Annotated in this window: 4 protein-coding genes; all 4 read left to right on the plus strand. The window is 43.5% G+C overall.

Annotated elements, in window-relative coordinates:
• Positions 1–58 precede the first annotated feature (58 nt).
• The 4 genes from ACVC9U_RS23085 to ACVC9U_RS23100 are packed head-to-tail and all read left to right on the plus strand — an operon-like array spanning position 59 to position 1,389.
• Positions 59–565 (plus strand): hypothetical protein, encoded by a 507-nt coding sequence (locus tag ACVC9U_RS23085; RefSeq protein ID WP_145614388.1) that lies wholly within the window; start codon positions 59–61, stop codon positions 563–565.
• A gap of 5 nt (positions 566–570) precedes the next feature.
• The gene (locus ACVC9U_RS23090) at positions 571–936 is read left to right on the plus strand and encodes a hypothetical protein (protein ID WP_006636914.1); all 366 of its coding nucleotides are present in this window, start codon (positions 571–573) and stop codon (positions 934–936) included.
• A gap of 4 nt (positions 937–940) precedes the next feature.
• Positions 941–1,198, plus strand: coding sequence for a hypothetical protein (locus ACVC9U_RS23095; protein WP_080626777.1), 258 nt, complete (start codon positions 941–943; stop codon positions 1,196–1,198).
• The gene (locus ACVC9U_RS23100) at positions 1,195–1,389 is read left to right on the plus strand and encodes a hypothetical protein (protein ID WP_080626778.1); all 195 of its coding nucleotides are present in this window, start codon (positions 1,195–1,197) and stop codon (positions 1,387–1,389) included. Before ACVC9U_RS23095 ends, ACVC9U_RS23100 begins: the two co-directional genes overlap by 4 nt.
• Positions 1,390–1,416 lie beyond the last annotated feature (27 nt).

A 1,416-nucleotide genomic window follows, 5' to 3' on the forward strand; every position in this document is an offset into this window, starting at 1 on the left:
GGTGGCACTGACGTATCTTATTCGCGAGAAGATTATAAAACTGAAGGAGGGTGAATAGGTGGGAATACTTATTCTATCGATTATCGTTGCAGTGATATTCGCTGGGGCCTTTATATCCGACATGTGGGGATTTGGGCCGATCGAATGTATACTAGGAATACTTTTCGGGTCGGCGGTCGGTGCTTTGGTTTTTGTAATCGGATTTATCCCTGCATTCTTTTTACAAGACGAACCGGTGAATCCGCATAAAACCGAGATTTATTCGATCAAGGATAACTCGAATACAAAGGGAAGCTTCATACTTGGCTCCGGAACAGTAGACGAAGAACAATACTTCTATTATGTCGTTGAGAAAGACAGTTTTAAATCCGTAGACAAAGCGAAGGTTAAAGATTCGAAAATGAAAGAGGGAGATATCGAACAGCCTTATGTAGTCACATACGAAATGCAATTTAAGTCGGCCATTGCGAGGTTCTTCTACGGAAAGTACACCGGGGAGAAGACATACGAATTCTATCTTCCGGAAAATACGATTACAACCGACTATAAAATCGATTTGGAGTGATTCGAATGGATAAAGCGATGGAGTATATCGATAAGCTGGCGGCAAAGCTCGGAGTCGCAGCCGAACATGTTTACGGGGTGCTTGTTAAGCAGCAGATGGTAAGCGGAGTTATCGGGATTTTCGGTATGATTGCAGCGATTATTTTCCTTGGGATCGTTTTTACTAAGCTATTGAAAAAAGGAATAGAGCACAATAAAGTGCTAGATTCTTTCGACACAAGCCCATATACGCTAGTTGCAATATTTTTCGGAGTAGTCTTAGGAATAACTGTTATTGTAAGCTTCTTCGTCATACCTATCGAAATAAATCAGATAATCAACCCGGAATACTACGCGATCAAGGAAATCCTCGACACGATCGGAGGGAAGTGATCGAATGTTTAAGCAGCGACTTATCGAAGCCCTAACGATCGTTGCGCTAATCGGTCTGAGTGTCGCGGGAGGATGTATCGGATATTTTGTCACTAATTTTCTACTCGCGATTCCGGTTATTGGTGTGATTGTTTGGGTCGTTATAAGTATCATAGCAGTCTTCATGGTGGCGGTAGTTATCTGTGGCAGCGCTGTCCGGCTACAAAACGCCTATCTCGAACACAAACACGTTCAAAAGGACGTAGAGGAGGAGACGAAATGAAAAACGGTTATTTCATTATTGCGGGTAAAGAGGAAGGCTTTTCGTATAAAGATGCGGAGATACTCCGTGTGGAGTCTGATACGGATGCAGAAGCGACGGTCAATTCGCTCAGGGGGTCCGGTTACAAGATCTTTTATATTACGAAAACGATCGGACACATTGACGATATTGTCGGAGTTGTTAACCGATGACCTACGAATGCTGCGGCGTCCCGGTCG

It is taken from the genome of Bacillus sp. GM2, from assembly GCF_056155945.1.

Coding starts and splice junctions, on each gene's coding strand:
- ACVC9U_RS23090 (WP_006636914.1), top strand. CDS start 571: ATGGATAAAGCGATGGAGTATATCGATAAGCTGGCGGCAAAGCTCGGA.
- ACVC9U_RS23095 (WP_080626777.1), top strand. CDS start 941: ATGTTTAAGCAGCGACTTATCGAAGCCCTAACGATCGTTGCGCTAATC.
- ACVC9U_RS23100 (WP_080626778.1), top strand. CDS start 1,195: ATGAAAAACGGTTATTTCATTATTGCGGGTAAAGAGGAAGGCTTTTCG.